This is a genomic window from Pseudomonas sp. CROZ-RG-20F-R04-15 (assembly GCF_022662375.1).
Classification (GTDB): domain Bacteria; phylum Pseudomonadota; class Gammaproteobacteria; order Pseudomonadales; family Pseudomonadaceae; genus Aquipseudomonas.
Map to the genome: position 1 here is coordinate 81,086 of NZ_JAKNQL010000012.1, position 25,370 is coordinate 106,455.

The window sequence follows — 25,370 nt, forward strand, 5'->3', positions numbered from 1 at the left end:
CAATCAACGTAGATGTTGAATGTTCCGCCGCCTTCGCGAGCAGGCTCGCTCCCACAGTTTTTTGTGTGTTCAGGAAAAATCAGTTCAGTTGCAGGGTTTCGTTGAACTGACTGATCGCATCCACCACATGCCGCGATCCTTGCTGGATCTCCAGAATCACCTCCCCCGCTTCATTCGCCAGCTCAACCCCGAGCCCGGTACGGCTCAAACTCGACTGCATACTCGACACCGCACTCAGCGACAGGTCGTGGTTCTTGCGCACCACATCGACAATTTCCAGGGTCGCCTGGCTTGTCCTTGCCGCGAGGCTGCGCACTTCATCGGCGACCACCGCAAAACCCCGTCCGTGTTCCCCGGCCCGCGCCGCTTCAATCGCAGCATTAAGCGCCAGCAAATTGGTCTGGTCGGCAATGCCGCGAATGGTCTGAACGATGGTGCCGATGATGTCTGACTGTTTGCTCACCGCATCGATACTCGCCGCTGCTTCGTTGAGGTCGCGGGAAATGTCCTGAATGATCTGCACCGTCTGCTGCACGACCTGTGAGCCTTTTTGCGCGCAGGCGTCATTTTGTACCGAAGTGCTGTGGGCCGATTCGGCAGCGTTCTGCAACGTAGTCATCTGATGGGTGATGTCGCTGGCGAACTTGACCACTTTGTACAGGCGGCCCTTGGCGTCGAACAGTGGGTTGTACGACGCTTCCAGATAGACCATGTGCCCGGACTTGTTCTTGCGCTCGAAACGATGCGAGTGATATTCGCCGCGATTGAGCGAGGCCCAGAATGCCTTGTATTGCGAGGATTCCGCTTCACTGCGATGGCAGAACATGCTGTGGTGATGCCCGACGATTTCGTTGAGCGAGTACTGCATGGTCTTCAGAAAGTTGTCGTTGGCGGCGATGACATTGCCTTCCGGGGTGAACTCGATCACCGCCATCGAGCGGCTGATCGCGGCCAGCATGCTTTCTTCTTCATGTTCCTTGTTGATCCGCGCGGTAATGTCCGCCGCTACTTTGATCACGCTTCTGACTTGCTTGTCCGGGCCATACACCGGCATGTAACTGGCTTCGAGCCAGACTTCTTTGCCGGCCTTGTTCAAGCGCAGAAAAGTGCCGCTGATGGGTTCACCGCGAGCCAGATCACGCCACAACCTGGCGTACTCCTCACTGCGATAAAACGCTTCCTCACAAAAGATCCGGTGATGCTTACCGCGCACTTCATCGGCGCTGTAACCCATGGTCTTGCAGAAGTTTTCGTTGGCATCCAGGACGATGCCCTCAGGGGTGAACTCGATCATTGCCATCGAACGGCTGATCGCTTCCAGTTTGGCGTTGGCCTCGGTCAAGGCGCAGCTGAATCGCTCGATCTGCTGCAGGTCAGCCTTGTGATGTAGGTTGAACATGGTTGTATCACCTTCCGCGCGGACTTTTGATTTGATGAAAGTTCAGTTCTTTCACGATCCACCACTACGTTCCACAGAACAGGCACACGCATTCCTCCACGGGAGGAAGTTGTCAGGTGATAAATGATGATCAATCGGAGAGTCCATGCAGCGACGCTCTAATCAAGACATCCTTCTCTTGATAGCCCGCACGCGGGCCAGCCCTAACGCGTTGAAGAACTTCCATGTAAGCGACGCTCCTTGTTGGTTCAGTGTCGGTGCCTTGGCTTGCGCACTCTGGCAGCATGAATTCACGGACCAACGCTGTGCATCCGGCATGTTTTTGCATGACGGTCGACATAGTTAGTTACAGGAAGCATAGCCAGCGGCAGGCCTTGCGCAAGGCCACTAGTCGGCCAGTATCTGGCACTTTTTGCACAAGAAACGGTTCAGCGCGGGGAGAATTGTTGCCGGAGCGGACGCTTTCGCGAGCAGGCTCGCTCCCACATTGGAATGCATATCTCCTGTGGGAGCGAGCCAGCTCGCGAAGGCGCCGTAAGAAGCACTACAAAAACAACAGAAACGACTTACAGACTTCCAGACGCTTTGGCCGCCACATCCGCAGGCACCCAAGGCTTCCAGACCTGCGGCTGATCACGCAAAAACGCCTCTGCCACCACCCTCGGCTGCAAACGTTTTTCGCTCATCCCGGCCAAGGTCTGGTTCAACAGATCAATCGGCAAATCGACCTTTTCAAAGAACGTCACCAGTTCTGGATACTGCGCCTTGAACGGCGCCGACACGCCAATCGCCAGGCGCGCCGGCATTGAACGGGTGCCCTTGGGGTTCGGGTTATTGGCATCGGCCAGGGTCTTCCAGGCCTCAGCATCGAACGGCGGCTCCTCCAGTTTCACCAGTTTGAACCGGCCGAGCAGCGGTGTCGGTGACCAGTAGTAGAACAACACCGGTTTACCGCGTTTGAACGACGAGGCCACCTCGGCATCCAGCGCCGCGCCGGAACCGGTGCGGAAGTTGACGAAACTGTCGTTCAACGCATAAGCCTTGAGCTTCTGGCTGTTGACGATTTCCGAGGTCCAACCGGTCGGGCTGTTGAGGAAGCGCCCGCGAGACGGATCTTCCGGGTCACGGAAGACATCCTTGTAGCGCGGCAGGTCAGCCACCGATTTCAGCTCCGGTGCCAGCGCTTTGATCCCGCGCGCAGGGTCGCCCTTGATCACGTATTCCGGCACCCACCAGCCTTCGGTGGCGCCTTTGACCGTGTCGCCGAGGCCAAATACCTTGCCCTCGGCTGCGGCCTTGACCCACGCCGGACTGCGCCCGGCCCATTCCTCGCCGATCACTTGAATGTCATTTTTCGCCAGCGCGGCCTCAAGGCTGACCGTGCTGCCGGGCAAGGTGTCGGTCGGGTAGCCGTAACCTTTTTCAACGATCAGGCGCAGCACTTCGGTGATGAAACTGCCGCTTTCCCAAGTGATGTCGCCGAAGTGGATCGGCGCGGTTTTCTCCGCCGCCGAAACAGCGCCGACACTCAGGCTCAACGCCAGCAGCGAAGTGCCGAGCAGGGTTTTGATCGATCTCATGCGGACCTCTTGTCTTGCAGGTATGGATTGGCGCTGTGGCGATTGCACAGCGCTTGGGAACGGCTCATATACTCGCTGACCGAGCGCTGGGAGATGCCCAGTTCGGCAGCGATTTGCGGGTAAGTCAGGCCGTCGATGCGCGCGAGCAGAAACGTCGTGCGGACCTTGTCGGGCAAGCGTTGCAAGCTGTGATCGAGGCGATTGAGGGTTTGCGTCAGCTGGACGAGTTCTTCCGCTGATGCGGCGTAATCGACGTCGATCTGCTGACGATGGCGACGCTCCAGATCACCACGCCGCCAGCGTTGATAGAGCAGGCGTTGGGCGATGGTTGTCAGCAAGGCGCGAGGTTCGCGAATGGCCCTAAGTGCCGGGGCTTCAAGCAATTGCGCGAAGGTTTCGGCGGCGATGTCTTCGCTGCCGGCCGCGTCGTGCAGATGACCGCGCAGGTAAGCACAGAGCCAGCGATAGTGGGCGCGAAACAGATCGTCCACGGTGTTGCGATGGGAAAGCTCGGCGCCGGACATAGGGGCTCCTTGATGAGGGGTCGCTGAATGTCCGGTGTTCCGGTGGCGCGATCGTAGCAAGGCGCCTTATTCGTTAAAAATACTTAAAACGAATTTTTATATTCCATTTACAAATAAAAGATCAAAAGATCGCAGCCTTCGGCATCTCCTGCACCGATCCCCTGTAGAGCTGCCGAAGGCTGCGATCTTTTAGCGCAAGCGGCCATAGCCAAGTTCTTCAGCCTCACGCTGATAGTCGAGGAGGATCTGATAATCGCGCTCACTGGCCGCAAACACCTCAGGCAATCCCAAGGTCTCCACGACATCAGGGAGTTCGCGCAAGGTTTCATTCATTAACTGTCGGAGCTGCTCGATCTGTTCATCCGTGGCGCTGGCGACGGTAATGAACGGCAAGGTCGGGCTCAGGGCACTGCGCGCAATCACCCGCAAGGCACGGACGTCTTCCGGCGCATGTTGCGCCAGATAGGCGTAAGTGACGCTGTCGATGGCGGCTAGATCGGCGCGGTGTTCGCGCAACCAGCGCAGGCTCTCGCGATGGCCGCCGCTGATGCCGACAGAGGCAAAGAATTGTCCGTCCTGATTCAGTGGCGCCAAGCGCTGGCGCAACAGGTTCATGCCGCTATTGGAGTCTTCGCTGTTGATCACCCCGCGACTGTTGTGAAAGTCCGCCAGGGTTTTGCGTGGGTCGTCAACTCGGCTGAGGATCAGGCTGCAATGGTTGCCGGCGCTGGCGTCAGGCAGTTCGTAGCGAGGACGCCCGACGATGCGCACGTGTCCGCGCAATGCAGTCATCAGCGGATAGCCGCAGGTTTGTGTGAGCAGCAGATCGGGGGATAGCCAGAGTTCGGGCAATGACAGGCCTTCAGCATTCAGGCGAGTGTGGCCAAGTTGCTCGAGAATGCGCGCAATCCAGCGCTCATTCGCCACGCGGATTGGCTCGGGGGCGACGTACATCAGGAGTTCGGTGTGGTGTTGGGTCATACACATTTTTCCCGAGTTACAAATATCCAATGTGGGAGCGAGCCTGCTCGCGAAAGCGCTGGGTCAGACAACAGATCCATCAACTGACACGACGCCTTCGCGAGCAAGCTCGCTCCCACAGGGGACGGTAGTGTTCATGAGATCAGTGGAAGGGATATTGCGGACTGTCGATGGGCTTGAAGCCATTGCGCCGCCAGAACGCGCCATACCCTTGCACGAGAAACCCGCCACTGCGCGCAATCCATTGCTCGCGATGCATCCGGTAAACCGTGGGCAAGTCGTACCACGCCAGCTTGGGCAAGTCGTGATGCACCAGATGAAAGTTCAGATTCAGGAACAACCAGCGCCACGGCCAACCCGCTTCGTTCAACACCGTGCGCTGTTCCGGTTGCGCATGCGGGCGATGTTCATAGTAGGAGCGGATCATCGCGACCGACAGCGCCGGCACACTGATCAACAGCAGGTAATGCCAGACCGGCAGCACACTGAAACGGGCGATGAACCACAGCATCAATAATGTGAATGCAGCATGCGTCAACCACATCATCCACGCCTGGCGTTCGCCATTCTTCAGCCGCAGCAACTCTTCCTGGGCCAGCGCCATCAGCGCCAGCGGTGCGCCGATCACGAAGCGGCCGAGCACGGTTTTGTTCAACCAGTGCAAGCTGCGTTCTAACAGCGAACTGCCCTGCCAGCCAGCGCGGGTCAGGTAACGGCTTTCCGGATCGACGCCGGGCACGGTGAGATCCTCATCGCGGTGATGCAACAAATGGCTGTCGCGATACAGCGTATACGGATACCACACGGCAAAAGGCGCATAGCCAAGGATCTTGTTGAGGCGCACCCAGCGCGTCGGATGCCCGTGTAGCAACTCGTGCTGCACCGACAGCCACAACACCAGCAGCGGGATCAGCAACAGCGTGCTCAAGGCACGGCCCAGCCAGTGAATGTTGAGAACAATGGCAAACCAGCCGGCATAGACACCGATCAGCAACAGCCAGGTCGGCCATTCAGTGCGGGCGGTAAAGCGTTGGCGCAGGGTGTCGATCTGCTGACGATGGGCGGCGTCGAAGTAATGGGGCATGGCGTTGCTCAAACGGGAGTCTTGCCCTTCTGTGCAACGACGATGCTGGATCTTGCAGTTTATTTTCAGGTCAAGGCAGGAGCCCGAGAACCGGGCTCCGGAAAGGTGTGATCAATGACCGAAGATGTCGACTTTCTTGGCTTTTTTCTCTGCGCGTTTTTCAATCGCGGTCTTGGCCGGTTTCTTCTTCGCGGCTTTCTTTGAATCCATACCTTTGGACATGATGCGTACTCCACTCACAGGGGATGTGAGGTCAGGTATACACCTATCCAGAGCCGTGCGTTCTTTTATAATCGCCGCTTTGCCCACCGACAGTCCGAACCCATGCCTGACACCCAATACACCTTGCTCGACGAGTCGTTATGGCCGTTGATGAACAAGTTTTACCGCAGCCACCAGTCCTCGATGAAAGCGGTTCGCGATGCGCAATTGTGGGTCGCGCGGCGGGGAGAGATTGTTGCCGCGCTGTGCTTGCGGCCGGTGTCTGGCGGGCATTGGTTGACCGGGCTGTTTGTTGAGCCGGGGTGCCGGGATCAGGGGATTGCGGCGCAGTTGATTGCGGCTGCGGTGAAGGGTGTGAGCGAGCCGGTGTGGCTGTTCTGTCATCCGGATTTGCGCGAGTTTTATGAGCGACGCGGGTTCACGTTCGACCCGGCGCTGCCCCAGGCGATGGCGGAGCGCTTGAGCCGGTATGCACGGAGCAAGCCGATGATTGCGATGGAGCTGATTTCTGCTCAATCCTGATGTGCAATGTAAAACCAATGTGGGAGCGAGCCTGCTCGCGAAAGCTGTGTGTCAGTCACAGAATCTGTCACTGACATTGCGCATTCGCGAGCAGGCTCGCTCCCACAGGGATATGTGCTGGGTCTTGGATCAATCGTCGGCTGCGGGATCGAGATCCGGAAACATCACTTCGGTAAAACCGAACTTGCTGAAGTCGGTGATGCGCGACGGGTACAGCCGGCCGATCAGGTGATCGCATTCATGCTGCACAACGCGTGCGTGGAAGCCTGACGCGACACGCACAATCGGTTCACCCTTCGGATCAAACCCTTCATAGCGAATCTGCTGATAACGCTCCACCGCGCCACGCAAACCCGGTACCGACAGACAGCCTTCAAAGCCCTCCTCCGTCAACGGACTCAGCGGCGTGATCAGCGGGTTGATCAGGATCGTCTGCGGCACCGCTTCAGCGTCCGGGTAACGTTCGCTGTGTTCGAATCCAAAGATCACCAGTTGCAGGTCGACACCGACCTGCGGCGCCGCCAGGCCGACGCCGCCGACGCTTTCCATGGTCTGGAACATGTCGTCGATCAGTTGCCACAACTCAGGGCTGTCGAACATTTCGGCCGGCACTGGCGGGGCGATGCGCAGCAGGCGCTCGTCGCCCATTTTCAGAATTTCACGGATCATGATCAGACTTCGTCAGTGTCCGGCTTGAGCGAATGATCGCGGCCCAGGCCCGAGACATGTTGTTTGGGTTGTTCATCGAGTTCGCCGGGGACTTTCTCACCCGCATCCTTGCCCTCGCTGGACATGTGTTCGATCACCGCGTTCATCTCGGCGCCGAGCAGTAACACAGCGGCAGAAATGTAGAAGTACAGCAACAGCACGATGATCGCCCCGATGCTGCCATACATCGCGTTGTAGTTGGCGAAGGTTTTTACGTAGAAGGCGAAACCCAGCGAGGCGATGATCCACACCACCACGGCCAGCACCGAGCCGGGTGTGATGAAGCGGAATTCCTGTTTGACGTCTGGCATGACGTAGTAAATCAGGGCGACGGCGACCATCATCAGAATCACGATCACCGGCCAGCGCGCGATGGTCCACACGGTGACGATGAAGTCTTCAAGCCCCACCTGCGCGGCAATCCAGCCCATGACTTGCGGCCCGAGCACCATCAGCGCGGCAGCCACCAGCAGCATCCCGGCAATGCCGACGGTGTAGAAAATCGACAACGGGAAGCGCTTCCAGACCGGTCGGCCTTCGACCACGTCGTACGCCGCGTTCATCGCACTCATCATCAAGCGCACACCGGCGGAAGCGGTGTAGAGGGCAATCACGATACCGACTGAAAGCAGGCCACCCTTGGACTGCTGCAACTGGTCGATCACCGGATTGACCTGCTCCAGCGCCTGCGGTGGCAGGACCAGTTCCGATTGCAGGCGCAGCCAGGAAAAGAAGTCCGGCAGGTGCAGGAAACCGATCAAGGCAATCAGAAACAGAATGAACGGGAACAGCGAGAACAGCATCTGGTAGGCCAGTGCCGAGGCGTAGGTCGACATTTCGTCGTCGACGAATTCAGTGACCGTGCGCATCATCACCCGATGCAGGGGCAGACCTTTCATGTCTGGAAATATCATTCGCGTCTCCTTTCGCCGCAGTACAGGTTTGAAGTCGTGGCGACTCAGGGGCCGTTTTTTACATCAAGGTAGCCTGTTTGGCGAACCTTGCCCGGTGTCAGCAGGATTTCGACACAAAAACGGCCATCCTTGGATGGCCGTTCGTGTCTTTCGTTCAAGGCTGGATTACGCCTTGTCGACACCTTTTTTCACAGCGTCTTTGGCTTTGCCGACCGCTTGCTGGGCTTCGCCTTTTTTCTCTTGAATCTTGCCTTCGGCCTGCAGCTTGGTGTTGTCGGTGGCTTTGCCGACGCCTTGCTTGACGTTGCCGACCGCTTCGTTGGCCATGCCTTTTACTTTATCGCCTGTGCTACTCATGGTGTTTCTCCTTGGTGCATTAAGGGGGAAAAGTCAGTACGTAATGATTGACTGGCCGGGTTTGCGCCAAGTTTCATTTATTTTCAGCGGTTCATTTCGTCGCGACGAGCAGGTTGGGCTTTATGTTTGCTGCCCAACCCACGAGAATGCCCACCATATGGGCGCCACGCGCCAGGAACCGATCCCGCAGGAATGTTATGAAACTCGATAAAACGCAGGCCATCGCCCGTCGCAACAAGGAACTGGGCGGCGCCGTGCTCGGCACCAACAACTGCCACTTCGCCGAACTGAACCGTAACCGCAACATCTGGTGGTTCGACCTGCCGGTGTCGCGTCTGGCCATCGGTCAGTACGAGTGGATTCACCTGCTGATGCACACGCCAGCCACCGACGAACTGCTGCACCTGAAAGTGCCGACGGTGTTTCTGCGTGAAAAGCTTGAAGGGCTGGTGATTCGTAATGAAGGCAAGCGTAAAGCGGCGTTGAGCCTGGAACTGAGTGCGGACAAGGATTCGTATCTGCAGGACATGCGTCCGGCGGGGACTAACGTGAATTTTGCGCCGTTTCGTCAGTAGGGTTTGTACGCTGATCGTTCCCACGCTCCGCGTGGGAATGCCGCCCCGGACGCTCCGCGTCCAGTACTTCAGGGACGCAGAGCGTCCCGGGATGCGTTACCACGCAGAGCGTGGGAACGATCAAAGCCCTGCTCCGCGCCAACAAAAAAGCCCCGCATCTGCGGGGCTTGGTGTTTCAAGCGGCGGACTTCGCCTTGATCTTCTTCAGCTCTTCATCCCGCAGCTCACGACGCAGGATCTTGCCGACGTTGGTGGTCGGCAGCGCATCGCGGAACTCCACCGAACGCGGCACCTTGTAGCCGGTGACGTTGGCGCGCATGTGCTCCATCACCGTTTCCTTGGTCAGTGTCACGCCCGGCTTGGCGACGATGAAAATCTTGATCGCCTCACCCGACTTCTCGTCCGGCACGCCGATGGCCGCGCACTGCAACACGCCCGGCAAGGTCGCCAGCACGTCTTCCAGTTCGTTCGGGTAGACGTTGAAACCGGAGACCAGAATCATGTCTTTCTTGCGATCGACGATGCGCATGTAGCCGTCCGGCTGGATCAGCGCGATATCGCCAGTCTTCAACCAGCCTTCGCTGTCGAGCATTTCATCTGTGGCTTCCTGACGCTGCCAATAGCCCTTCATCACTTGCGGGCCCTTGACGCACAGTTCGCCGATTTCACCCAGCGGCTGCTCGACACCAGCATCGTCGATGACTTTGCACAGGGTCGATGGCACTGGAATGCCGATGGTGCCGATCTGGATGTTCTGAATCGGGTTGACCGTGGCCACCGGGCTGGTTTCGGTCATGCCGTAACCTTCGCAGATGGCGCAACCGGTAACCGCTTTCCAGCGCTCGGCAGCGGCCAGTTGCAGGGCCATGCCGCCGGACAAGGTGACTTTCAGCGCGGAGAAATCCAGCTTGCGGAAACCTTCGTTGTTGCACAGCGCCACAAACAAGGTGTTCAGGCCAACGAAACCGCTGAACTTCCACTTCGACAGTTCCTTGACCATCGCCGGCAGGTCGCGCGGGTTGCTGATCAGGATGTTGTGGTTGCCGATCAGCATCATTGCCATGCAATGAAAGGTGAACGCATAGATGTGGTACAGCGGCAGCGGCGTGATCAGGATTTCGCAACCTTCGTTGAGGTTGGAGCCCATCAGCGCTTTGCATTGCAGCATGTTGGAGACGAGGTTGCGATGGGTCAGCATCGCGCCCTTGGCCACGCCAGTGGTGCCGCCGGTGTATTGCAGCACCGCCACATCGCCACTGTCGGGATTGGCTTCGGCCACCGGTTGGCCCTGGCCTTTGCTCAGCACGTCGTTGAACTTGACGGCTTTAGGCAAGTGATAGGCCGGCACCATCTTCTTCACGTACTTGATGACGCTGTTGATCAGCAGGCGCTTGATCGGCGGCAGCAGGTCGGCAACTTCGGTGACGATGACGTGTTTGACGCCGGTTTTCGGCACCACGGCTTCGGCCAGATGCGCCATGTTTGCCAGGCAAACCAGGGCTTTGGCGCCGGAGTCGTTGAATTGGTGTTCCATTTCCCGCGCGGTGTACAGCGGGTTGGTGTTGACCACGATCAGCCCGGCGCGAATCGCACCGAAGACGGCCACCGGGTACTGCAGGACGTTGGGCAGTTGCACGGCGATTCGATCGCCGGGCTGCAAATCGGTATGCTGTTGCAGATACGCGGCAAACGCACCGGACAATTCGTACAATTCACCGTAGGTGATTGTCTTGCCCAGGTTGCTGAAAGCCGGTTTGTTGGCGAAGCGTTGGCAGGATTGCTTCAACACTGCCTGAATGTTCGGATACTCGTCCGGATTGATGTCGGCAGCAATTCCAGCCGGGTATTTATCCTTCCAAAAGTCTTCGATCATGGAAGCCCACTCCTCAGCAACGCGAATTCTTCACCGCATTTGATGCGATTATTATTGGTGTGTGTTTGGTATTGGTGAATCTGGCTTTTACATAGGCCGAGAAGTCACAAAGCGCGCCGAGAGTAGCAGCTTTGCCAAGGGTCGACTAGAGCCAAAAGCGGCCCCTACAGTCATATTCATGACTCAAGACTATCTAGCAGTCATTTTAGAGCAAAAATCCTAGATCGCCTTGAAAGCCCCGGTTTTCGGGGACATCGGCCAAAAAAATTCGCGAGCAGGCTCGCTCCCACAAGGATCACGTCTTTCCCTGTGGGAGCGAGCCTGCTCCGGGCGGCGTTCCGACGAATGCGCGAAGCGCAGCGGTTAAGGGCTACGCGATATCGCGCAACTCACGCCGCAGAATTTTCCCGACAGGCGTCATCGGCAATGACTCACGCAACACGATGTGTTTCGGCACTTTGTACGCGGTGAAATTCTCTTTGCAGTAGGCCTTGAGTTCTTCGAGGCTGACCCCGGTTTCCCGCGCCACCACAAACAGCTTCACCGCCTCTCCCGAACGCTCGTCCGGCACCCCGATCACCGCGCAGTTGGCGACTTTCGGATGGGCCATGACCACGTCTTCGATTTCGTTGGGGTACACGTTGAAACCGGAGACGATGATCATGTCTTTCTTGCGATCGACGATGCGCACGAAACCGTCCGGATCGATCACCGCAATATCGCCGGACTTGAACCAGCCCTCGGCATCCAGCACTTCGGCCGTGGCCTCAGGCTTGTGCCAGTAGCCCTTCATGATCTGCGGGCCCTTGATGCACAACTCGCCACGCTCGCCCATCGGCTGCTCGACACCGTCATCGTTGATGACTTTGAGCAGCGTGCCCGGCACCGGCAAACCGACGGTGCCCAGCCGCGACTGATCGCCGTACGGGTTGGTGCAGGCCACCGGCGACGTTTCGGTGAGGCCGTAACCTTCGGTGATGCGGCATCCGGTCATCTGCTCCCAGCGCTCGGCGGTAGCCTTGACCAGCGCGGTGCCACCGGAGTTGGTGAGCTTCAGGCTGGAGAAATCGAGGGTCTTGAAATCCGGGTGATCCATCAGCGCCACGAACAAGGTGTTCAAGCCCAACAACGCCGAGAAGCGCCAGTTCTTCAGCTCCTTGATGAAGCCGGCAATGTCGCGCGGGTTGCTGATCAGCACGTTGTGATTGCCGGAGACCATCATGCACATGCAGTTCGCGGTGAAGGCATAGATGTGGTACAGCGGCAGCGGCGCGATCATCACTTCCTGGCCTTCGCGCAGCAGCGGCTGGCCGTCCGGGCCGAGTTGGGCGAGACAGGCGCGCACTTGCTGCATGTTCGCCACCAGATTGCCGTGGGTCAGCATCGCGCCCTTGGCCAGCCCGGTGGTGCCACCGGTGTATTGCAGCACGGCGATGTCGTCGAGGCTGACCTTCAGCGGCTTGACCCCCAGCCCTCGGCCCATGCGCAGCGCACTCTTGAAGGAAATCGCCTGCGGCAGCGAATACGCCGGGACCATTTTCTTCACTTTGCTGACCACGGTGTTGACCAGCCAGCCTTTGGCGGTGGGCATCAAGTCGCCCATCTTCGCTTCGATCAGGTATTGAATGTCGGTGTCGGGCAGCACTTCCTCGACTTTCTGGCCGAACATATTCAGGTACACCAGCGCCCGTGCGCCGGAATCCTTGAACTGGTGGCGCATCTCCCGTGCGGTGTACAGCGGGTTGGTGTTGACCACGATCAACCCGGCGCGCAAGGCACCGAACACGGCAATCGGGTAATGCAGGACGTTGGGCATCTGCACCGCGATGCGATCGCCCGGCACCAGATCGGTATGCGCTTGCAGGTAACCGGCGAACGCAGCGCTCTGGCGTTCGAGTTCGGCGTAGGTCAGGGTGATGCCCATGTTGCTGAATGCCGGGCGGTCGGCGAACTTCTTGCAGGAACGCTCGAACACCTCGATCACCGACTTGAACTCACCCATGTCGATGTCCAGCGGTACGCCGGCCGGGCGTTTGTCGTTCCAGAAATCAGGTTGCATTGTTCTTGTCCTCTTTACCTGAGCCGATCCGGGGCCGCTTTCTGTCATTTCTGAAAAAGCGGAGCTTCACGGACACTAGCAGTTATGGCCATTGAGGCAAATATGGACAAAGCCGTCATTGATCGTGTGAATCTTCCTGCCGTGGCGTGGGCTGATCAGACGCGCTATACAATGTTCCGACTCTGAGCAAAGGAAGCGCCATGATCCACGACACCCTATGGCTGGACGCGAGTGACCGCAGCCGCCTCTTCGTCAATCAATGGCTGCCGGCGGCACCGTTGAAAGCGCTGATCCTGCTGGCCCATGGCATGGCCGAACACAGCGGCCGCTATGCGCGACTGGCCGAAACCTTTTGCGACAAAGGATATGGCGTGTATGCCCCGGATTTGCGCGGACATGGCAAAACCGCCAATCACGGCACCCTCGGCCACTTCGCCGATAACGATGGCTGGTGCAAAGTGCTCGGCGATCTGGCTACCCTCAATCAGCAAATCGGTCAGCAGCACCCCGGTGTGCCGATCATTTTGCTCGGGCACAGCATGGGCAGTTACATCGCCCAAGGTTATTTGCTGCATCACAGCGCCAGTCTGCACGGAGCGATTCTCAGTGGTTCAAACTTTCAGCCCGTTGCGCTATACGGCGCCGCGCGGCAGATTGCCCGGCTGGAAAAACTGCGTCAGGGTGGCAAGGGTCGTAGTGCGCTGATCGAGTGGCTGTCATTCGGCTCTTTCAATAACAAATTCAAACCGGTGCGCACTCGCTTCGACTGGCTGAGCCGCGACCCGGTCGAGGTCGACAAGTATGCTGCCGATCCACTGTGCGGCTTTCGCTGCACCAATCAACTGTGGATCGACCTGCTCGGCGGCTTGCAGCAGATCAGCAAAGCGTCCAATCTCGCGCAGATCGACCCGGGCCTGCCGCTGCTGGTAATCGGCGGTGAATGTGATCCGGTGAGTGAAGGCAAGCGTCTGACAGATCTGGCCAATGCCTTGCGCAGCGCCGGCAGCCAGAACCTGCAACTGCAGATTTACCCGCAGGCGCGGCACGAATTGTTCAACGAAACCAACCGCGATGAAGTGATCGCTGATGTGCTGGCCTGGATCGATCAGGCCCTGAGCCATCCGCGCCCGCATCGCAGCGAATAATTTTTTGTGGATTCATTGAATCCGTTACAGGAATCGAGACCGATGACCCAGGTTACCAACATCCCTTACGAAGCCCTCGAAGTCGGCCAGACCGCCAGCTACAGCAAGACCGTCGAAGAGCGCGACATTCAACTGTTTGCCGCGATGTCGGGCGACCACAACCCGGTGCACCTGGACGCCGAATTTGCCGCCGCCAGCATGTTCAAGGAGCGTATCGCTCATGGCATGTTCAGTGGTGCACTGATCAGTGCTGCGGTGGCCTGCGAATTGCCTGGACCGGGCACCATTTATATCGGTCAGCAGATGAGTTTTCAGAAGCCGGTGAAGATTGGCGACACGTTGACCGTGCGTCTGGAAATTCTCGAGAAGCTGCCGAAGTTTCGAGTGCGCATTGCCACTCGTGTGTTCAACCAGAAGGATGAACTGGTGGTGGATGGCGAGGCTGAAATCCTCGCGCCGCGCAAGCAGCAGACGGTGACGTTGCCGACTTTGCCGACGATCAGCATTGGCTGATTGACTGGTGGTGTGTCAGGTACAGCTTTTCCCCCTCACCCCAGCCCTCTCCCCCAGGGGGGCGAGGGGGAAAGGGAGCCGATCTTTGTGCTTTTCAAAACCTGAGTTCACTTCAGATCGCTCACGTCGGTGTATCTCCAACATCCACCTCGGTCAGTCCCCTCTCCCTCCGGGAGAGGGCTAGGGTGAGGGGCTCTTGCTTTGGCTTTTCCCCCAGACATAAAAAACGCCAGACTAGCTGGCGTTTTTTGTAACCGGCAAACGCTTACGAACGAGCGCGAGCCTGGTTACGCAGGGCTTTCACCTGGTCGTGGTTGCGTTGCACGCCGTGGTACTGGCGTTCAACCAGATCACGAATACCCACCAGGTTATGCTTGTTGATCTTCTCGATGGCTTCACGATAAGCCTTCAGCGCATGGTCTTCACCGCGCTCGGCTTCGTTCAGCACAGCCTCTTCGTCTTTGCCGGTGAACATGGCTTTGACGTCGACCCAGCGACGGTGCAGGTCACCGCTGACACTGGTAGAGGTTTCCGGATCGCCGCCCAGCTTGCGAACTTCGGCTTGCAGTTCAGCGGCGGCAGTCGCGCAATCAGCAGAGCGAGTGACAAAAAGGGTTTTCAGTTCTGGATGCTTGATGTCTTCAGCGCAAGTCTTGAACCCTTCCTGACCGTCCTTGCAGGTTTCAATCAGGTCATTGAGTACAGAGATGGCTTCTTTATTCATGTCGGTCATTTTTCAATTCCTTGCGATTGGTTGAAGATGCAAGGGATATTGCAGTGTGCGTGCCAGCTTTTTTATTTCTAATAAACTGTTTTAAATCAATAACTTAAATATAAGTGAACTATCTGCATCACGGTTATTTGCATGATCTGTCATTTGGCCTGCATGCAGAATGCCTGTATTTTCCTGACTGTTTTGAAGCCAGACGAAAACCCTGATGAATCCCGAAAAACTCGAACTGCTGATCACCCGCGAAATGCCCTTCGGCAAATACAAGGGCCGAATCATTGCCGACCTGCCAGGCCCGTACCTGAACTGGTTTGCCCGCGAAGGTTTCCCGCATGGCGAACTCGGTGGTTTGCTCGCGCTGATGCAGGAGATCGACCATAACGGCCTCTCGGACCTGCTCGAACCGCTGCGCGCCAAACATGGCAAACCTGCCCCGCGCCACTGAAGCGCCCTCCTCTCTCAGAGTCAGCCGACCATGCCCGATAACACCCGCCGCGCCCGTGACGAAGCCTTCTGGCAAACGTTCGCCGACCGCTATGACGTTCAACCCGGCCCCGTGAACCTGGAAAACGGTTACTTCGGGCGCATGTCGCGCACGGTGATCGAGGAGTACCAACGCAATATCGAGCTGATCAATACGAGTAATTCGGTGTACGTGCGCCAGCGTTTCGAACAGCACGACAATCTCGATATCCGCGCACAACTGGCCGAGCTGATCGGCGTGCGCGCGCAAAGCGTGGCGTTCACCCGCAACGCCACCGAAGGCCTGCAGTCGCTGATCCGCAACTACAACCGCTTGCAGCCGGGCGATCAGGTGCTGATCAGTGATCTGGAGTACGACACGGTCAAAGGCGCCATGCGCTGGCTGGCCAGACATCGCGGCGCCGAGGTCATAGAGATTGCCCACGCGCACCCGGCGAGCTACGACAGCCTGCTGGAGACTTACCGCGAAGCCTTCGTCGGTCATCCGAAGATCAAGCTGATGGCCCTGACTCACGTCACTCACCGCACCGGACTGGTCATGCCGGTGCAAGCCATCGCTGCGCTCGCCAAAGAGCACGGCGTCGATGTCATCCTCGACGGCGCCCATGCGCTGGGTCAGGTCGAGTTCAATCTTGAAGCGCTGGGGATCGCTTTCGCCGGCTACAACCTGCACAAGTGGATCGGTGCGCCGCTCACCCTCGGCTTTCTCTATATCGCGCCGCAACGTTTGGCCGACATTGATCCGGACATGGGGGAAATGCATTACCCGGCTAATGACATCCGTGCGCGCACCTCGTACAGCACGCCCAACATTCCAGCACTGATGACCTTGCCGCTGGTGTTCGAGGAGCACCGTTCCCTCGGTGGCGCACCGGCCAAGGGCGCTCGCCTGAATTACCTGCGCAACCTGTGGGTCAGCGCCGTGCGGAACTTGCCGGGTATCGAGGTGATGACGCCCGACGATCCACGACTGTATTGCGGCATCACCTCGCTGCGCTTCAGCAGGCACGACGATCAACAGGCGATGGCCGAGCGTCTGCTCAACGACTACAACCTGTTCACCGTGGTGCGCAACGGTGCCGCCAGCGGGCCGAGCATCCGTATCACACCGGGGCTGACCACCACCGCTGGCGACATGCAGTTGCTGGTGCGCGCGCTGAGCGAGCTGCGCTAAAACACTGTGATCAGGTATTTGTCGTAGCCCGCCACGCCGATCTGCGATGACAGTGCAAAGGTGTCGACGCCGATCGTCAGGTTGCCGAAGTAGCCGTCCTCCGGGCCATCGTCCGTGATCGGGCGCAACGCCAGCCGAACGGCATCGTCATCAACGGCTGTGCAATTGCAGGCACAGGGCAAATGCAGGCGCCCGACCCAGGCCTCCTGGTACAGCTGCGGCTGTTGATCGTCATTGGCGATGGCGACATTCAGAGCGATGCACGTAAAGGCCGAGTGCCGATCCGGGTAAAGGCTGGTGAAACGAACGATGCCTTTGCTGTCGGTCGACTGGCTGCCACACAGCATGTCGGTGCCAATGTGTTGCTCGATGCGGACCACGGCGCCGCTGACCGGCTCGCCGGTCATGGCATCGACCAGGGTCAGACGCAATAAAAGGGGCAAGCCTTCGATGCCCGCGCTAATGTTGCGCACCTTGCCCTGGCTGTTGTGCCAATCGAAACCGCCAACCACGGGCAACTGCCCCGTGCGCAGAGCGTTGTTTGATAAAGCGACAGATTGATGGTCGTCCATGAGGCGTTCTCTTTTCCGTAAGATGAACGCAGATTAGCGCCACGCAAACGCAGCTGTGCGGTAACTATGTATCGCTTGATGTCCCGGCACTTTTTTCCGGGCAAAAAAAAACGGTGCACCGACCAAGCGCACCGTAAAGCCGTAGAACACACAACGAAGTGTCAGGTAACAATTGAATCCAGCGGCATCAGTCGAGCAGCGCCAACGCCTCAGCGGTGCATTCCTGAATGCGCGCCCAGTCGCCGTTCTTGATCCACTCCGGATCAAGCATCCAGCTACCGCCCACGCACATGACGTTTTTCAACGCCATGTAGCTCTTGATGTTGGCCGGGCCGACGCCGCCAGTCGGGCAGAATTTCACTTCGCCGAACGGGCCGCCAAGGGCCTTGATTGCAGCCACGCCACCGCTGACTTCAGCCGGGAACAGCTTGAAGCGGCGATAACCCAGACCGTAGCCTTCCATGATGCCGGAAGCGTTGCTGATGCCCGGCAACAGCGGAATCGGGCTGTCGACGCTGGCTTCGAGCAAATCACGGGTGATGCCCGGGGTGACGATGAATTGCGAACCGGCCGCTTCTGCCGCCGCGAGCATGTTGCGATCGAGCACGGTGCCGGCACCGGTCATCAGTTCCGGACGCTGGTCGCGCAGGATCTGAATGGCCTTGAGGCCGAACTGCGAACGCAGGGTCACTTCCAGCGCGGTCAGGCCACCGGCAGCCAGAGCGTCAGCCAGTGGCAGCACGTCCTGTTCGCGAGCGATGGTGATCACCGGCAGGATCCGCGCCTTGGCGCAGAGGCTGTCGATCAGGGCAACTTTGTCCGCCATGGAAACGGTCGGGGATGGGGTTGTCATAGCGGCTGTTCCTTGGCTCATGGGCACCAGTAAATCTCTAACGTAGGTTGCAGAAACGCGCGCACCGGCATGGCGGCGACGTCGGATGCCAGTGCGGCATTCAGGGTGGTCAGTTTCGACTGACCGGAAATCGACAGAATCTTGTGCTTCGCCGAGGCCAGCAGCGCGCGGCTCATGGTCAGGCGCTGACGCGGCACGCTCGGCGCCAGCATCGGCCAGCAACGGCGCGTGCCATCAGCCTGCAAGGCTTCGGCGAGGTTCGGGCTGTCGGGGAACAGCGACGCGGTGTGGCCGTCATCGCCCATGCCCAGTACCAGCACGTCAATCGGCGGCAGTTCGGCGAGCAAGCGGTCAGCCTGTTCAGCAGCCTGCTCGACGTTCGCTGCAGCGCTATAAAGACTGAGGAACTGCGCTTTCGCCGCCGGGCCTTTGAGCAGGTATTGCTTGAGCAGGCCGGCATTGCTGTCGGCGTGTTCAACCGGTACCCAGCGCTCGTCGGCGAGGGTCACGACGACCTTCGACCAGTCCAGGTCCTGCTTGGCCAAATGCTGGAAAAACGCCACCGGGCTACGACCGCCCGACACCACCAGCACCGCGTTGCCACGCGCCGCAATGGCCTCGCTCAATTGCTTGGCAACGTTCAGCGCCAGACCTTCGGCCAACAGCACCGGGCTCTTGAATTCATGAGCGTTCACGCCCGCAGGCAGTTGCACATCAGATATCGCCATACCACGACCTCCCGTCCCGCGTGATCAATGCAATGGAGCTCATCGGCCCCCACGACCCGGCCGCATACGGCTTGGGCGCGTCACCGGATTTTTTCCACCCGGCGATCAGCTGGTCACACCACTTCCACGCGGCTTCGATTTCATCTTTACGGACAAACAGGTTCTGATTGCCGTTCATCACTTCCAGCAACAACCGCTCGTAGGCATCGGGGATCCGCGCGCTACGCCAGGTGTCGGAGAAATTCAGTTGCAGCGGCCCGCTGCGCAGTTGCATGCCTTTGTCCAGGCCCTGCTCTTTGGTCATCACGCGCAAGGAAATGCCTTCGTCCGGTTGCAGGCGGATGATCAGTTTGTTGCTGATCTGCAGGCGCTGCTCCGGGGCGAAGATGTAGTGCGACGGTTCCTTGAAGTGGATGACGATCTGCGACAGTTTCTGCGGCATGCGCTTGCCGGTACGCAGGTAGAACGGCACGCCCGCCCAGCGCCAGTTGCGGATGTCGGCACGCAGGGCGACGAAAGTTTCGGTGTCGCTCTGGGTGTTGGAATTCGGTTCTTCGAGGTAACCCGGTACGGACTTGCCTTCGCTGTGACCGGCAATGTACTGGCCGCGCACCACTTGCGTGGTCAGGCCTTCCGGGCTGATCGGCGCCAGCGCCTTGAGCACTTTTACCTTTTCGTCACGGATGCTGTCGGCAGACAGGTCGGCCGGCGGGTCCATGGCTATCAGGCAGAGCAACTGCAACAGGTGATTCTGGATCATGTCGCGCAGTTGGCCGGCCTTGTCGAAGTAACCCCAACGGCCTTCGATGCCGACCTTCTCGGCCACGGTGATTTCCACGTGGGAGATGTAATTCTGGTTCCACTGGGTTTCGAACAGGCTGTTGGCGAAACGCAGGGCGATCAGGTTCTGAACGGTTTCTTTGCCCAGGTAGTGGTCGATGCGGTAGGTGCGGTTCTCCGGGAAGAACTGCGCCACGGCGTCATTCACTTTGCGCGACGATTCGAGGTCAGAGCCGATCGGTTTTTCCAGCACCACGCGGGTATTTTCTGCCAGACCGACTTTCGCCAGGTTCTCGCAGATCGCACCGTACACCGCGGCGGGCGTGGCGAAGTAGGCAATCATGCGTTGCGTGCTGCCGGCCAGTTCGGCCAGCGCCACATAATCTTCAGATCTGAGGAAGTCGACGTGCAGGTAGGTCAGGCGTGCGAGAAAACGCTCGGCTACGGCCTCGTCCAGCTCTTTGCCTACATAGCGGCGCAGTTCGGCGGCGATGAACGCCATGTGCTGCTGCTCGGAACCTTCTTCACGGGCCAGCGCGATGATGCGCGTGTCCTCGTGCAACAGATCGGCGCCATCGAGGTGATAAAGGGCAGGAAACAGCTTGCGCAGAGCCAGATCGCCAAGCGCGCCGAACAAGGCAAAGGTGCACGGTTCAACCGTAATCGAAGGCATGATGTTTGTTCTTTTATCAAGTTAAGCTACAAATACCTTTTTTCAAGGCATCACTCAAGGGAAAATGTAGTAATAACCACAACATTTTCGCAAAATACAGATTCCGAGTGGTGGTCGCTCGGACGCATCAGTAGGATAGGCCACCGTTACGGGCCATATCAAAGGCCCAATTTGCATAGCCCGGCGCACCTTTGCGTCGGTGAATCAGGAATTCCATATGGACCGCGTGCGAAATTTACTGGAACAGATCCAGAGTCGCCTTGAAGAGCTGAACAAGGCCGAACGTAAGGTCGCCGAGGTGATCCTGCTCAACCCGCAGCAGGCCACCCGCTTCAGCATCGCCGCCCTCGCCCAGGCGGCCTCGGTGAGCGAACCGACGGTCAACCGTTTCTGCCGTTCGTTCGGTGTCAGCGGCTACCCGGAACTCAAGCTGCAACTGGCGCAGAGCCTGGCCAGTGGCGCGGCGTATGTCAGCCGCGCGGTCGAGGCCGACGACAATCCCGAGGCGTACACGCAGAAGATTTTCGGCAGCGCCATTGCCTCCCTGGACAGTGCTTGCCAGGCGCTCGATCCGAACCTGATCAGCCGTGCTGTCGACCTGTTGATTCAGGCGCGGCAGATCCACTTTTTCGGCCTCGGGGCTTCGGCGCCCGTGGCTTTGGATGCGCAGCACAAGTTCTTCCGCTTCAACCTGGCGGTCACTGCGCATGCCGATGTGCTGATGCAGCGGATGATTGCGTCGGTGGCGCATACCGGTGAGTTGTTCGTGATTATTTCCTACACCGGGCGCACCCGTGAGCTGGTCGAAGTGGCGCGCATTGCACGCGAGAACGGTGCTTCGGTGTTGGGTTTGACGGCGGAGAATTCGCCGCTGGCCAAGGCGAGTACCTTGAGCCTGAATATTCCGTTGCCGGAAGACACCGACATTTATATGCCGATGACGTCGCGGATCATTCAGTTGACGGTGCTGGATGTGCTGGCGACCGGGATGACCTTGCGTCGCGGGGTGGATTTCCAGCCGCATTTGCGCAAGATCAAAGAGAGTTTGAATGCGAGCCGGTATCCGGTTGGGGATGAATTCAACTAAAGATCAAAAGCACCCTCACCCCAGCCCTCTCCCGGAGGGAGAGGGGGCCGACCGAGGTGCTCTCAGGGGTTACATCGACCTGAACGTTCAAACCGACCTCAGGTTTGGCCAAGCCAAGATCACCGTTATAGTCGCAAGTCGGTGGACATAGCCAATCCAACTCGGTAAGTCCCCTCTCCCACCGGGAGAGGGCTAGGGTGAGGGGCTACGATGTGACTGGCACACTCAAGCCGCCGCCCACGCCTGCAAACTCAAATGCGCCTTCTCCCCCGGCGCCAGATGCAGGCTGTCCGTCCCACCCGCCGCCGCTTCCACACAGACAAACTCCGAAATCTCATCCCACGTCACGCCCAACAACGGCCGTGCCCCCGGATGCCAGACCACCGTATCCGCACTGTCACCGGTATCAATGCACAACTCGCGCTGCCAGGCATGATCCTTCAGCTGCAATTCACCGTCATGCTGAAACACTCGCTGACATCCGCCATCCACCCGCAACTCGCCTTCCTGCTGGCAAACCTGGCGATTCAACTGGTCATAACCCTGCGCCCCTTCGAGCCCAGACAGCGCTATCTCACCAACATCGCCAATACGCCAGTAAGCGTGCAAAGCCTGGCTCAACTGGCAGGGCATGTCGTCCTGATGCTCGGTGCTCAGGCGTAATTCCATGCGTTCGCCCAGATGTGCATGCAGGTCAACCTGCCAGTCACACAGCTGCAATTGCCAGTGCAGGCGCACGCCGTCGTCGGTGCTGCTGCTGTCGAGCAACTTCCAGTCGAGCAACCGTGCCCAGCCATGGGACGGCCAGGCGTTTTCGCTGGGATGACGGCCATACCAAGGCCAGCACACCGGCACGCCACCGCGAATGGCACCCACGTGCGGCCACTTCGCCGCACACCACAACCACGGCTTTTGCCCGCGCGGTTGAAAGTGCAACAACTGCGCGCCCTGACGACTGAACACCGCCTGACACAGCGGATGATCGATCACCAACACGTCGCGCATCTGATAGCGCTCCCAGGCGAACACCGGTTGTTCACGCAGGGATTTGAAGAAGCGTTGTAGCGGATGCTCATGCATTTGCCACGGTTCCGAATTCACTGTAACGGGCTGCGCGAACCCTCAAAAAAAAGCGGACAGCCAGGGCTGTCCGCAAATATGCGCACATAGAGAGGAGCTTATCGCAGACGCGTTAGAACGTAGACTGAATTTTCAGGCCAGCGACCAATGCGTTGTCCACTTCATCCACCCCACCCGGGTGAGTGATGTACTGCAGGTTAGGACGTACGGTCAGCCAGTTGGTGACGTGGAAGCCGTAGTTGATCTCGTAGTTGTATTCGGTTTCACGAATCGGCGAGAACACCGGATTGTCGTAGTCCGAAACACCGTTGGAAGCGTTCAGCAGCTCGGCGTTTTTCTTCACGTCATCGTTGACGTGGATACGCGCCGCGCCGATACCGACGTCATCCTTCGGACGCGCGTCGAATGGGCCTTTGTAGACAAACATCACCGACTGGTAGTTATCGATGAAGTTGGTGTCCTTGTCGTGGAAGGTGGCGTTGGCGGCGATGTTCAGACCGCGAGAAGCATCACCGTTGTGGCTGGTGAGCTGCTGTTGCGCGACGAACCAGTAGCCGTGCTTGCTGCTGTGGGTTTTGTAGGCATCGCCAGTGGTTGCAGCGTCGAAACCGTTGACGTCTTCACGGACGTCGCTGGCATCAGCGGTGCTCTTGTAGTAACCGACGCGGTATTCGCCCGGCAGGCTGTTGACCTTCGGCGACCAGACCAACTCGACCGGCAACACAGTACCGGCGGTGCCGCTGCCGCTGAGCTTGAAGCCGTTGCCGTGTTCCAGCTGCGACGGGTTCTGGTTGTACGCACCGATCTGCGCGTAGAGCTCGTCGTTGATGTTGTACTTGACGCGGATCGCGGCCTGGCTGACGGGCCAGTTGTACCAGATGTTGGTTGCCCAGTTACCCACTTGCGAACCGCAGAACGCGAGGTTCTGGAAGTCGCACGGGAAGGTGTTGAAGTCTTCGCCTTCACCGAAGTAACCGGCCTTGACGTCGAGTTTGTTGTCGAAGAACTGGTGCTGAATCCACAATTGGGTCAGACGCACCATGTGGCCACGGCCGTAGACTTCTTGCGAGGAGCTGAGGGTGCCGGCACGCGGATCGCCAACGCGATCGTTGGAGATGTTGTAGCCGTTACGGTTGGTCAGCTGGATCTTCGCCTGGGTGTTATCCCAGCCCCACAGCTTTTGCAGATCGAGTGCCACGCCCAGACCGAACTGGTCAGCGTAACGCGCGGTCTTGTCGTCGTTGTAGCCACCGTGCAGGTTGCCACCGACTTCCCCAACGTAGTCAGCCTTGATGTCGATACCCTGCTCGATCAGCTTGGTACGCTCGCCACCCCAGTCGCCGGTCATCCATTTCGAATCGGAACTGAAGGCGTCCGCCGCCATGGCGTTACCGGCCAGCACCAATGCCGCCGCAGCTGACACTTGGCAGATCAACCGGACATTGACGTGTTTCTTTTTCATCCCTACATCCTCGTCTTTATTGTTATTAACTGTTTTTATCTAACGCGGTTTACATAAAGTGCGATGGATTACAGGCAATCCACCGCGTGCTCCTTTGTGGGAGCGAGCAGGCTCGCTCCCACATTTGTTCTTCAGCGGCCTTTGAACTGCGCCACGTTCGCAGACCGCGCATCGGTCTGCGGTTGACCGGCAGTGCCGAGGCGCTCACCGGTGTTGGCATCAAACAACAACACTTTCGACGGATCGAATTGCAGCGTCAGGCTTTCGCCCACCTGCGGTGCCACGTCCGGCGCCAGACGGCAGCAGACTTTGGTTTCATTGAGGTTGACGAACACCAGAGTGTCCGGGCCGGTCGGCTCGGTGACCTGCACTTCGGCACGAATGCTTGGCAGGCCATTGCCCTCGCCGTTCGCCAACACGATTTGTTCCGGGCGCAGACCGAGGATCACTTCGCGATCTTCAAGGCCGGCGTCCTGCATGCACATCGGCAACTCGCAACGCGCCTGACCGCTGTCGAGCAGCGCCAGCAGACTACCGTCCTTTCGTTGCAGACGCAGGGGAATGAAGTTCATCGGCGGCGAACCGATGAAGCTCGCCACGAACAGGTTGGCCGGGTCGTTGTAGATCTCTTTTGGCGTGCCGAACTGCTGAATGATGCCGTCCTTCATCACCGCCACCTTGTCGCCCAGCGTCATCGCTTCGATCTGGTCGTGGGTCACGTAGACCGTGGTGGTTTTCAGGCGCTGGTGCATCAGTTTCATTTCGGTGCGCATCTCGACACGCAGTTTGGCGTCGAGGTTGGACAGCGGTTCGTCGAACAGATAAATCTTCGGCCGACGCGCCAGTGCGCGGCCCATAGCCACACGCTGTTGCTGGCCACCGGAAAGCTGACCCGGTTTACGGTTCAGCAAATGTTCGATCTGCAGAAGTTTGGCGACGCGCGCGACTTCTTCGTCGATCGCCGACTGCGGCATCTTGCGGATCTTCAGACCGAATTCGATGTTCTCGCGCACGCTCATGGTCGGGTACAGCGCGTACGACTGGAACACCATGGCGATGTCGCGATCCTTCGGGCTCATGCCGCTGACGTCCTGATCACCGATCATGATCGCGCCGCCGGTGATGGTTTCCAGACCGGCGATGCAGTTCATCAACGTCGATTTGCCGCAGCCCGACGGGCCAACAAGGATCAGGAATTCGCCTTCCTTGATCGACAGTTCGATGTTCTTCAGGGTGTCCGGCAGGCCGGCACCGTAGGTCTTGTTTACGTTGCGAAGTTCGAGCGTTGCCAT

Annotated in this window: 25 protein-coding genes; 7 read left to right on the forward strand and 18 right to left on the reverse strand. The window is 58.6% G+C overall.

Features of this window, described 5'->3' with window-relative positions:
* Positions 1–79: 79 nt before the first annotated feature.
* From L8H52_RS30445 to L8H52_RS18685, 5 genes are all read right to left on the reverse strand, one after another.
* Positions 80–1,399: a PAS domain-containing methyl-accepting chemotaxis protein gene (locus L8H52_RS30445; protein ID WP_277930442.1), complete on the reverse strand. Its 1,320-nt coding sequence runs from the start codon at positions 1,397–1,399 to the stop codon at positions 80–82.
* A 566-nt stretch (positions 1,400–1,965) separates the two neighbouring features.
* The gene (locus L8H52_RS18670; RefSeq protein WP_242208215.1) at positions 1,966–2,979 is read right to left on the reverse strand and encodes an ABC transporter substrate-binding protein; all 1,014 of its coding nucleotides are present in this window, start codon (positions 2,977–2,979) and stop codon (positions 1,966–1,968) included.
* Positions 2,976–3,503: a sigma-70 family RNA polymerase sigma factor gene (locus L8H52_RS18675; protein ID WP_242208214.1), complete on the reverse strand. Its 528-nt coding sequence runs from the start codon at positions 3,501–3,503 to the stop codon at positions 2,976–2,978. Before L8H52_RS18675 ends, L8H52_RS18670 begins: the two co-directional genes overlap by 4 nt.
* A 189-nt stretch (positions 3,504–3,692) precedes the next feature.
* Positions 3,693–4,484, reverse strand: a complete 792-nt coding sequence (locus L8H52_RS18680; RefSeq protein WP_242208213.1) for a PhnD/SsuA/transferrin family substrate-binding protein — start codon at positions 4,482–4,484, stop codon at positions 3,693–3,695.
* A 142-nt stretch (positions 4,485–4,626) separates the two neighbouring features.
* Positions 4,627–5,568, reverse strand: a complete 942-nt coding sequence (locus tag L8H52_RS18685) for a fatty acid desaturase (protein WP_242208212.1) — start codon at positions 5,566–5,568, stop codon at positions 4,627–4,629.
* Between the two features lie 324 nt (positions 5,569–5,892).
* Between L8H52_RS18685 and L8H52_RS18690 the strand changes: the two genes are divergently transcribed.
* Positions 5,893–6,312, forward strand: a complete 420-nt coding sequence (locus L8H52_RS18690) for a GNAT family N-acetyltransferase (RefSeq protein WP_242208211.1) — start codon at positions 5,893–5,895, stop codon at positions 6,310–6,312.
* Positions 6,313–6,441: 129 nt separating this feature from the next.
* On the opposite strand, the gene def is transcribed toward L8H52_RS18690, so the two are convergent.
* The 3 genes from def to L8H52_RS18705 all read right to left on the reverse strand — a co-directional run bounded on the left by def (position 6,442) and on the right by L8H52_RS18705 (position 8,291).
* Positions 6,442–6,981 (reverse strand): peptide deformylase, encoded by a 540-nt coding sequence (def, locus tag L8H52_RS18695; protein ID WP_242208210.1) that lies wholly within the window; start codon positions 6,979–6,981, stop codon positions 6,442–6,444.
* A 2-nt stretch (positions 6,982–6,983) separates the two neighbouring features.
* Positions 6,984–7,934, reverse strand: coding sequence for a YihY/virulence factor BrkB family protein (locus L8H52_RS18700; protein WP_242208209.1), 951 nt, complete (start codon positions 7,932–7,934; stop codon positions 6,984–6,986).
* Between the two features lie 165 nt (positions 7,935–8,099).
* Complete coding sequence (locus L8H52_RS18705; RefSeq protein WP_008082339.1) at positions 8,100–8,291, reverse strand: CsbD family protein; 192 nt, start codon at positions 8,289–8,291, stop codon at positions 8,100–8,102.
* 197 nt (positions 8,292–8,488) lie between these two features.
* Between L8H52_RS18705 and L8H52_RS18710 the strand changes: the two genes are divergently transcribed.
* Positions 8,489–8,866, forward strand: coding sequence for a hypothetical protein (locus L8H52_RS18710; protein ID WP_007917843.1), 378 nt, complete (start codon positions 8,489–8,491; stop codon positions 8,864–8,866).
* Between the two features lie 175 nt (positions 8,867–9,041).
* Here L8H52_RS18710 and fadD1 read toward each other — a convergent pair whose 3' ends face one another.
* Together fadD1 and fadD2 are read right to left on the reverse strand one after the other, a co-directional pair.
* Positions 9,042–10,739 (reverse strand): long-chain-fatty-acid--CoA ligase FadD1, encoded by a 1,698-nt coding sequence (gene fadD1 / locus L8H52_RS18715; RefSeq protein ID WP_242208208.1) that lies wholly within the window; start codon positions 10,737–10,739, stop codon positions 9,042–9,044.
* A gap of 370 nt (positions 10,740–11,109) precedes the next feature.
* Positions 11,110–12,798, reverse strand: a complete 1,689-nt coding sequence (fadD2, locus tag L8H52_RS18720) for a long-chain-fatty-acid--CoA ligase FadD2 (protein WP_242208207.1) — start codon at positions 12,796–12,798, stop codon at positions 11,110–11,112.
* A gap of 200 nt (positions 12,799–12,998) precedes the next feature.
* Between fadD2 and L8H52_RS18725 the strand changes: the two genes are divergently transcribed.
* The gene (locus L8H52_RS18725; RefSeq protein ID WP_242208206.1) at positions 12,999–13,943 is read left to right on the forward strand and encodes an alpha/beta hydrolase; all 945 of its coding nucleotides are present in this window, start codon (positions 12,999–13,001) and stop codon (positions 13,941–13,943) included.
* Between the two features lie 42 nt (positions 13,944–13,985).
* The gene (locus L8H52_RS18730; RefSeq protein ID WP_242208205.1) at positions 13,986–14,456 is read left to right on the forward strand and encodes a MaoC family dehydratase; all 471 of its coding nucleotides are present in this window, start codon (positions 13,986–13,988) and stop codon (positions 14,454–14,456) included.
* Between the two features lie 265 nt (positions 14,457–14,721).
* Here the strand turns inward: L8H52_RS18730 and L8H52_RS18735 are convergent, their stop codons facing one another.
* Positions 14,722–15,189 (reverse strand): PA2169 family four-helix-bundle protein, encoded by a 468-nt coding sequence (locus L8H52_RS18735; protein WP_064391705.1) that lies wholly within the window; start codon positions 15,187–15,189, stop codon positions 14,722–14,724.
* Positions 15,190–15,394: 205 nt separating this feature from the next.
* Here L8H52_RS18735 and L8H52_RS18740 point away from each other — a divergent pair, with 205 nt between their 5' ends.
* Both L8H52_RS18740 and L8H52_RS18745 read left to right on the forward strand, forming a co-directional pair.
* A complete protein-coding gene (locus L8H52_RS18740; protein ID WP_003227425.1) occupies positions 15,395–15,631 on the forward strand; it encodes a DUF3820 family protein in 237 nt (78 codons plus the stop codon).
* Positions 15,632–15,661: 30 nt separating this feature from the next.
* Positions 15,662–16,843, forward strand: a complete 1,182-nt coding sequence (locus L8H52_RS18745) for an aminotransferase class V-fold PLP-dependent enzyme (RefSeq protein ID WP_242208204.1) — start codon at positions 15,662–15,664, stop codon at positions 16,841–16,843.
* Here the strand turns inward: L8H52_RS18745 and L8H52_RS18750 are convergent.
* From L8H52_RS18750 to zwf, 4 genes are all read right to left on the reverse strand, one after another.
* Entirely contained in the window at positions 16,840–17,415 is a 576-nt protein-coding gene (locus L8H52_RS18750; protein ID WP_242208203.1) for a hypothetical protein, read from the reverse strand. The two genes, L8H52_RS18745 and L8H52_RS18750, sit on opposite strands and share 4 nt — an antisense overlap.
* A gap of 187 nt (positions 17,416–17,602) precedes the next feature.
* Positions 17,603–18,268 (reverse strand): bifunctional 4-hydroxy-2-oxoglutarate aldolase/2-dehydro-3-deoxy-phosphogluconate aldolase, encoded by a 666-nt coding sequence (locus tag L8H52_RS18755; protein ID WP_008082815.1) that lies wholly within the window; start codon positions 18,266–18,268, stop codon positions 17,603–17,605.
* Positions 18,269–18,285: 17 nt separating this feature from the next.
* Positions 18,286–18,996, reverse strand: a complete 711-nt coding sequence (gene pgl, locus L8H52_RS18760; protein ID WP_242208202.1) for a 6-phosphogluconolactonase — start codon at positions 18,994–18,996, stop codon at positions 18,286–18,288.
* Entirely contained in the window at positions 18,983–20,449 is a 1,467-nt protein-coding gene (zwf, locus tag L8H52_RS18765; protein WP_007917863.1) for a glucose-6-phosphate dehydrogenase, read from the reverse strand. The genes pgl and zwf overlap by 14 nt, the downstream gene beginning before the upstream one ends.
* A gap of 226 nt (positions 20,450–20,675) precedes the next feature.
* On the opposite strand from zwf, the gene L8H52_RS18770 reads away from it, so the two are divergent.
* Entirely contained in the window at positions 20,676–21,536 is an 861-nt protein-coding gene (locus L8H52_RS18770; RefSeq protein WP_169842436.1) for a MurR/RpiR family transcriptional regulator, read from the forward strand.
* A 225-nt stretch (positions 21,537–21,761) separates the two neighbouring features.
* On the opposite strand, the gene L8H52_RS18775 is transcribed toward L8H52_RS18770, so the two are convergent.
* From L8H52_RS18775 to L8H52_RS18785, 3 genes are all read right to left on the reverse strand, one after another.
* Positions 21,762–22,616: a D-hexose-6-phosphate mutarotase gene (locus L8H52_RS18775; RefSeq protein WP_242208201.1), complete on the reverse strand. Its 855-nt coding sequence runs from the start codon at positions 22,614–22,616 to the stop codon at positions 21,762–21,764.
* A gap of 112 nt (positions 22,617–22,728) precedes the next feature.
* Entirely contained in the window at positions 22,729–24,078 is a 1,350-nt protein-coding gene (locus L8H52_RS18780) for a carbohydrate porin (protein ID WP_242208200.1), read from the reverse strand.
* A gap of 131 nt (positions 24,079–24,209) precedes the next feature.
* Positions 24,210–25,370, reverse strand: a complete 1,161-nt coding sequence (locus tag L8H52_RS18785; RefSeq protein ID WP_242208199.1) for an ABC transporter ATP-binding protein — start codon at positions 25,368–25,370, stop codon at positions 24,210–24,212.

What these genes read in the sequence shown, in the direction of transcription:
- L8H52_RS18730 (WP_242208205.1), top strand. Translation starts at nt 13,986, where the DNA reads ATGACCCAGGTTACCAACATCCCTTACGAAGCCCTCGAAGTCGGCCAG.
- zwf (WP_007917863.1), bottom strand. Translation starts at nt 20,449, where the DNA reads ATGCCTTCGATTACGGTTGAACCGTGCACCTTTGCCTTGTTCGGCGCG.
- L8H52_RS18710 (WP_007917843.1), top strand. Translation starts at nt 8,489, where the DNA reads ATGAAACTCGATAAAACGCAGGCCATCGCCCGTCGCAACAAGGAACTG.
- pgl (WP_242208202.1), bottom strand. Translation starts at nt 18,996, where the DNA reads ATGGCGATATCTGATGTGCAACTGCCTGCGGGCGTGAACGCTCATGAA.
- L8H52_RS18670 (WP_242208215.1), bottom strand. Translation starts at nt 2,979, where the DNA reads ATGAGATCGATCAAAACCCTGCTCGGCACTTCGCTGCTGGCGTTGAGC.
- L8H52_RS18680 (WP_242208213.1), bottom strand. Translation starts at nt 4,484, where the DNA reads ATGACCCAACACCACACCGAACTCCTGATGTACGTCGCCCCCGAGCCA.
- L8H52_RS18725 (WP_242208206.1), top strand. Translation starts at nt 12,999, where the DNA reads ATGATCCACGACACCCTATGGCTGGACGCGAGTGACCGCAGCCGCCTC.
- fadD1 (WP_242208208.1), bottom strand. Translation starts at nt 10,739, where the DNA reads ATGATCGAAGACTTTTGGAAGGATAAATACCCGGCTGGAATTGCTGCC.
- fadD2 (WP_242208207.1), bottom strand. Translation starts at nt 12,798, where the DNA reads ATGCAACCTGATTTCTGGAACGACAAACGCCCGGCCGGCGTACCGCTG.
- L8H52_RS18780 (WP_242208200.1), bottom strand. Translation starts at nt 24,078, where the DNA reads ATGAAAAAGAAACACGTCAATGTCCGGTTGATCTGCCAAGTGTCAGCT.
- L8H52_RS18785 (WP_242208199.1), bottom strand. Translation starts at nt 25,370, where the DNA reads ATGGCAACGCTCGAACTTCGCAACGTAAACAAGACCTACGGTGCCGGC.
- L8H52_RS18775 (WP_242208201.1), bottom strand. Translation starts at nt 22,616, where the DNA reads ATGCATGAGCATCCGCTACAACGCTTCTTCAAATCCCTGCGTGAACAA.
- L8H52_RS18755 (WP_008082815.1), bottom strand. Translation starts at nt 18,268, where the DNA reads ATGACAACCCCATCCCCGACCGTTTCCATGGCGGACAAAGTTGCCCTG.
- L8H52_RS18705 (WP_008082339.1), bottom strand. Translation starts at nt 8,291, where the DNA reads ATGAGTAGCACAGGCGATAAAGTAAAAGGCATGGCCAACGAAGCGGTC.
- L8H52_RS18675 (WP_242208214.1), bottom strand. Translation starts at nt 3,503, where the DNA reads ATGTCCGGCGCCGAGCTTTCCCATCGCAACACCGTGGACGATCTGTTT.
- L8H52_RS18750 (WP_242208203.1), bottom strand. Translation starts at nt 17,415, where the DNA reads ATGGACGACCATCAATCTGTCGCTTTATCAAACAACGCTCTGCGCACG.
- L8H52_RS18735 (WP_064391705.1), bottom strand. Translation starts at nt 15,189, where the DNA reads ATGACCGACATGAATAAAGAAGCCATCTCTGTACTCAATGACCTGATT.
- L8H52_RS18745 (WP_242208204.1), top strand. Translation starts at nt 15,662, where the DNA reads ATGCCCGATAACACCCGCCGCGCCCGTGACGAAGCCTTCTGGCAAACG.
- L8H52_RS30445 (WP_277930442.1), bottom strand. Translation starts at nt 1,399, where the DNA reads ATGTTCAACCTACATCACAAGGCTGACCTGCAGCAGATCGAGCGATTC.
- L8H52_RS18685 (WP_242208212.1), bottom strand. Translation starts at nt 5,568, where the DNA reads ATGCCCCATTACTTCGACGCCGCCCATCGTCAGCAGATCGACACCCTG.
- L8H52_RS18700 (WP_242208209.1), bottom strand. Translation starts at nt 7,934, where the DNA reads ATGATATTTCCAGACATGAAAGGTCTGCCCCTGCATCGGGTGATGATG.
- L8H52_RS18690 (WP_242208211.1), top strand. Translation starts at nt 5,893, where the DNA reads ATGCCTGACACCCAATACACCTTGCTCGACGAGTCGTTATGGCCGTTG.
- def (WP_242208210.1), bottom strand. Translation starts at nt 6,981, where the DNA reads ATGATCCGTGAAATTCTGAAAATGGGCGACGAGCGCCTGCTGCGCATC.
- L8H52_RS18740 (WP_003227425.1), top strand. Translation starts at nt 15,395, where the DNA reads ATGAATCCCGAAAAACTCGAACTGCTGATCACCCGCGAAATGCCCTTC.